Source organism: Devosia sp. (genome assembly GCF_028290645.1).
Classification (GTDB): domain Bacteria; phylum Pseudomonadota; class Alphaproteobacteria; order Rhizobiales; family Devosiaceae; genus Devosia_A.
This window is the reverse complement of record NZ_JAQGJL010000053.1, coordinates 1-5,138: the sequence shown is the minus strand read 5'-3', so window position 1 is coordinate 5,138 and position 5,138 is coordinate 1. Positions and strand designations below refer to the sequence as shown.

Annotated in this window: 2 protein-coding genes; both read right to left on the bottom strand. The window is 67.5% G+C overall.

Going from position 1 to position 5,138, the window contains the following annotated elements; translation table 11 throughout:
* Positions 1–201 precede the first annotated feature (201 nt).
* Complete coding sequence (locus tag JWQ89_RS02915) at positions 202–3,003, bottom strand: [protein-PII] uridylyltransferase (RefSeq protein WP_299638256.1); 2,802 nt, start codon at positions 3,001–3,003, stop codon at positions 202–204.
* Positions 2,984–5,138, bottom strand: a 2,155-nt coding sequence (mutS, locus tag JWQ89_RS02910) for a DNA mismatch repair protein MutS (RefSeq protein ID WP_299638255.1), incomplete at its 5' end; no start/stop codon positions are given. The genes mutS and JWQ89_RS02915, both read right to left, overlap by 20 nt.

Below are 5,138 nucleotides of genomic sequence, written 5' to 3'. Positions count from 1 at the left end.
CCCCCTCCACCGGCTACGCCGGTCCCCCTCCCCCGTTTCACGGTGGAGGACCAAGGAGAGATCGTGCCGGACAGACGAAGTCTGCGCGACCAGAGCCAGAGCTTCTGGCGACAGCTGGCGCTGCGAGCACCCCTCATCCGCCCTTCGGGCACCTTCTCCCACAAGGGGAGAAGGCGATGGGGCCGATAGGCCTCCACCACACTACCCATTCGCCACCTTGGCCGCCTTCTCCTCGACCGGCTGGAACACCGCCAGCAGGGCGTCGTGGATCTTTTTCTGGCGGGTGCGCGACTCGATCTTATGGCCGGTGAGGTCGGTGACGTAGAAGACGTCGACGGCCTTCTCGCCATAGGTGCCGATATGGGCCGAGCCGATGGTGAGGTTGAGGTCCGAGATCTGGCGGGTGAGCTGGTGGAGGAGACCGGTGCGGTCGAGGCCCATGACCTCGATGACGGTGAACTTCTCCGAGATGGTGTTCGACACCGAGACCTGCGCCGGGAGCGTGAAGGGTTTCAGGCGCCGGTTGTGGCGGCTGTCCTTGCCGAGATCGATGAACACCTGGCGCTTGCCCTGCAGCAACTGCTTCACCGTGTCGATGATGCGGGTGGCGCGGACTTTTTCGTCCTCGTCGGAAGTGAACGAGCGGCGCAGGCGGAAGGTGTCGACGGCGCGGCTATCGCGGGTGCCGAAGATCTGCGCACCGATGATCGAGGCGTCGGCCATAGTGCAGGCGCCGGCGATGAGCGAGAGCAGGCGCGGGTGGTCGGGAGTGTAGAACGAGACTTCGGTGATCGACTCGAACGATTTGATGCGGATCGAGCCGGCGAACATCTGGCCGGCCTGGTCGGCGGCGCGGATCATGCGCGCATGCTCGACCTGCAGCTCGGGCTCGGCGCGCAGCCAGTAGTGGTCGTAGTGGCGGGCGAGGTAGGTGTCGACCTCGGCCGGGGGCCATGACGACAACGCGGCTTTGAGCACGGACTTGGCCGCCTCGATGCGGTCGCGCTGGGTGACCTGGCTGTGGCCGCCCGAGAGCAGCGGCTCGGTGGCATAGTAGAGTGAGCGGAGCAGTGAGCCCTTCCAGCCGGTCCAGACGCCGGGGCCGACGGCGCGGATGTCGCAGGCGGTGAGGATCATCAGCAGCGCGAGGCGTTGGGGCGATTGCACCACGTCGGCAAAGCTCTTGGCCGTCTCGGGGTCCTGGATATCGCGGGACTGGGCGATCTCGCTCATCAACAGGTGATGCTCGACCAGCCAGGCTACCGTGTCGGTTTCAGCCGCGTCGAGGCCGAGGCGGGGGCAGAACTTGCGCGCGATGCGGGCGCCGGCGATCGAATGGTCCTCGGCGCGGCCCTTGGCGATGTCGTGGAGGAAGAGCGCGACATAGAGCAGGCGCGTATCGTTCAGGTGTGGGAGCAGCTCGTGGGTCAGCGGCAGCTGTTCGCGGAGGCCCCCGTTGGCGATGTCGGCCATGACGCCGACGGCGCGGATCAGGTGCTCGTCCACTGTGTAGTGGTGGTACATGTTGAACTGCATGAGCGCGACGATCTTGCCGAACTCGGGGACGAACCGGCCGAGCACGCCGCTTTCGTTCATCTGGCGCAGGATGCGCTCAACATAGGTCGGGGCGGTGAGGATCTCGAGGAACCAGGCATTGGCCTGGCGGTCGTTCCTCAGATCGTGGCCGATGAGCCGGAACGAGCGGCGGATGGCCTTGATGGCGTCGGGGTGGAGATGCAGGTCATGCCGCCCCGCCAGCATGAAGCCCTTGATGAGGTTCCTGGGGTCCTTCTGGAACACCTCGGGACCGGCAATGTTCAGCCGGCCGCCTTCGATCACGAAATCGGTCTCGCCCTTGATCGCCACCTTGCCGCGCCTGAACGGGGCGAGGACCCGCCCGACCATGTCGAGGGGCTTGGCGTGATCGAACTCCAGCGAGGTGCAGAAGATGCGGGTCAGATCGCCGACGTCCTTGGCGACGAGGAAATAGCGCTTCATGAAGCGCTCGACCCCGAGCATGCCGGCGCGGTCGTTGTAGCCGAGCCGCGCGGCGAGTTCGGGCTGCACGTCGAAGGTCAGCCGCTCGTCGGCGCGGCCGGTGAGGAAGTGGAGGTTGCAGCGGATCGCCCAGAGGAAATCCTCGGCGCGCTGGAACAGCCGGTATTCTTCGGCGCTGAGCACGCCCTTCCCCACCAGCTCGGCGCTGGATTTGACGCGGTAGAAGTACTTGCCGATCCAGAACAGGGTGTGGAGGTCGCGCAGCCCGCCCTTGCCGTCCTTGATGTTGGGCTCGACCACATAGCGGGTATTGCCCATCTGGCGGTGGCGCTCGTCGCGCTCGGCCATCTTGGCAGCGATGAACTCGGGCCCGGTCTTGGGCATGATCTCGGTTTCGAAGCGCCGGATGAGTTCGTCGAAGAGGGTGCGGTCGCCGGTGAGGTAGCGCGCCTCGAGGGTCGCGGTACGCACCGTCATGTCGGAGCGCGCCATGCGGATGCACTCGTCGACCGAGCGGACGGCGTGGCCAACCTTCTGGCCGAGATCCCACAGCATGTAGAGGATGTATTCGGTGATCTGCTCGCCCCAGGGGGTCTGCTTGTAGGGCAGAATGAAGAGCAGGTCGATGTCGGAGCCCGGCGCCAGCGTGCCGCGGCCATAACCGCCGACCGCTGCGATCGATATCATTTCAGCGCCCGACGGATTGTCGACCGGGTAGACATCGCGCACCGCGAAATAGTGGACGGCGCGGATGATCTCGTCCTCGGCAGCGCTCAGATTCATGGCGCAGCGGGTGCCCTTGCCGGTCGCCATCAGCTCGGCTTCGGCGCCTTGCCGCGCGTCGGCCAGTACCGAGCGCACATGCTGCAGCACCGCGCCGCGGGCGTTGGCGGACTTGGGGTCCTGGCCGGCCACGAGGCGGCGGATATCGCCCAGGATGGTCTCGGCCGACACAAGCTGGAAGGCCGGTTTTCGCGGACGGGCATCAATTTCGGCGAGCTGCATCGCGGATTTTCTTAAGCTCGTAGATCAGGTCGATGGCTTCGCGGGGAGTAAGATCGTCGGGGCGCGCCTGATCGAGCATGTCATGGATGGGATTAACGGCCGCCTTCGGGGTGGGCGGTTGATGCGCAAAGAGCGGCAGATCGTCTAGCACGGCGCCCTTTCCGCCGGAAGAGCGCTGTTCGAGCACGCCGAGCACCTGGCGCGCCCGGGCGAGCACGTTTTCAGGCAAGCCGGCGAGCTTGGCCACCTGGATGCCGTAACTGCGATCGGCGGCGCCGTCGGCGACCTCGTGCAGGAACACCACTTCGCCCTCCCACTCGCGCACCTTCATGGTGTGATTGGTAACGCGGGCCAGGGTTTTCGAAAGCGCAGTCATTTCATGGAAGTGCGTCGCGAACAGGGCACGGCAGCCGGTATCGTTGTGGAGCGCCTCGACGGCGGCCCAGGCGATGGAGAGGCCATCGAAGGTGGCGGTGCCGCGCCCGATCTCGTCGAGGATGACCAGCGAGCGCTGCGTGGCGCGGTTGAGGATGGCGGCGGTTTCGACCATCTCGACCATGAACGTGGAGCGGCCGCCGCCGATATCATCGGAAGCACCCACTCGGGAGAAGACGCGGTCGACGACGCCGATATGGGCGGCCGAAGCCGGCACGTAGCTGCCCATCTGGGCGAGGATGGCGATCAGGGCGTTCTGGCGGAGGAACGTGGACTTGCCGCCCATGTTGGGGCCGGTGACCAGCCAGAGCGCGCCGCCGGTCAAATCGCAGCCGTTTTCGACGAAGACCTCGTGCTGGGCGCGGACATTGGTTTCGACCACCGGGTGGCGGCCGCCCTCGATGAAGAAGGCGAGGCTGTCGTCGATGGTGGGGCGGCAGAAATTGCGGGTCATCGCCAGGTGCGCGAGGGCGCACGCGACGTCGAGCTCGGCCAGCGCATCGGCGATCGAACGGAGGCGGGTGTGCTCGGCGGCGACGGCTTCGGCGAGGCGGGCGAAGACCGCCGCTTCGATGGCGAGCGAGGCGTCATGCGCCTTGGCGATGCGGCCCTCGAGCTCGGCCAGTTCTGCCGTGGTGAAGCGCATGGCGTTGGCCATGGTCTGGCGGTGGATGAAGGTTTCGCGGTGCGGCGGCTCGAGCAGTCTTGAGCCATGGCCGGCCGGGACTTCGACGAAATAGCCTAGGACGCCGTTGTGGCGGATCTTCAGAGACTTGACGTCGGTCTCGTCGACCAGCCGGGCCTGCAGCGCGGCGACGACGGCGCGGGTTTCAGAGGCGAGTGCGCGTTCGGCATCGAGGGGGGCGTCATAGCCGCGCTTGACGAAGCCGCCGTCGCGGGCGAGCAGCGGCGGCTCTTCGTCGATGGCGGTGTCGAGCTCGGCCGCGACTGCCGCGGGGGCATCGGCGAGGCGGGCGGTGATGGCCTTCAGCTCGGCCGGTGGGCGATCGACTGTCGCGAGGCGATCAGAAAGCGCGATGGCGGCGGCGATGGCCCCGCCTACGGCGCGGAGATCGCGCGGCCCGCCGCGGCCCAGCGCGAGGCGGGTGACGGCGCGGGTGAGGTCGGGGACCGACTTCAGGCCGGCGCGGAGGCGCTGGTTGAGGAGGCCATCGGCGACGAGGCATTCGACCGCATCGAGGCGGGCATTGATCTGGGCGGCATCGCACAGGGGAGCGGCGAGGCGGCGGGCAAGGAGGCGGGAGCCGGGCGGGGTGACGGCGAGGTCGATCTCGTGGCGGAGCGAGCCCTTTTCCTGGCCGCGCTGGGTTTCGAGCAGCTCGAGCGAGACGCGGGTCGCGGCATCGATGGCCATATGGGCGCTGAGGCGCTCGGCAGCAGGCGGGCGAAGGGCGATGGGGACGCCCTTCTGGCTGTCGCGGACGTAGTCGAGCAGCGCCCCCAGGGCGGCGCGGCTGGCGCGGGAATAGGCGGTGGGATCGACTTCGCCGGCGGGGAAGGCGGCGGCGATGCGCTTGGTCGCGAGCTCGCTGTCGAACTGCGTGGTATCGAGGCTGACGAGGGCGGCATCGGGCAGCGGGATCTTGGCGTCAGCGATGGCAGTGCGCGTCGCTTCGGTGAGCAGCTGCTCGGCGGGGGCAATGCGGGCGAGTTCGTCGGCCTGCGCCAGGGCGGAGACG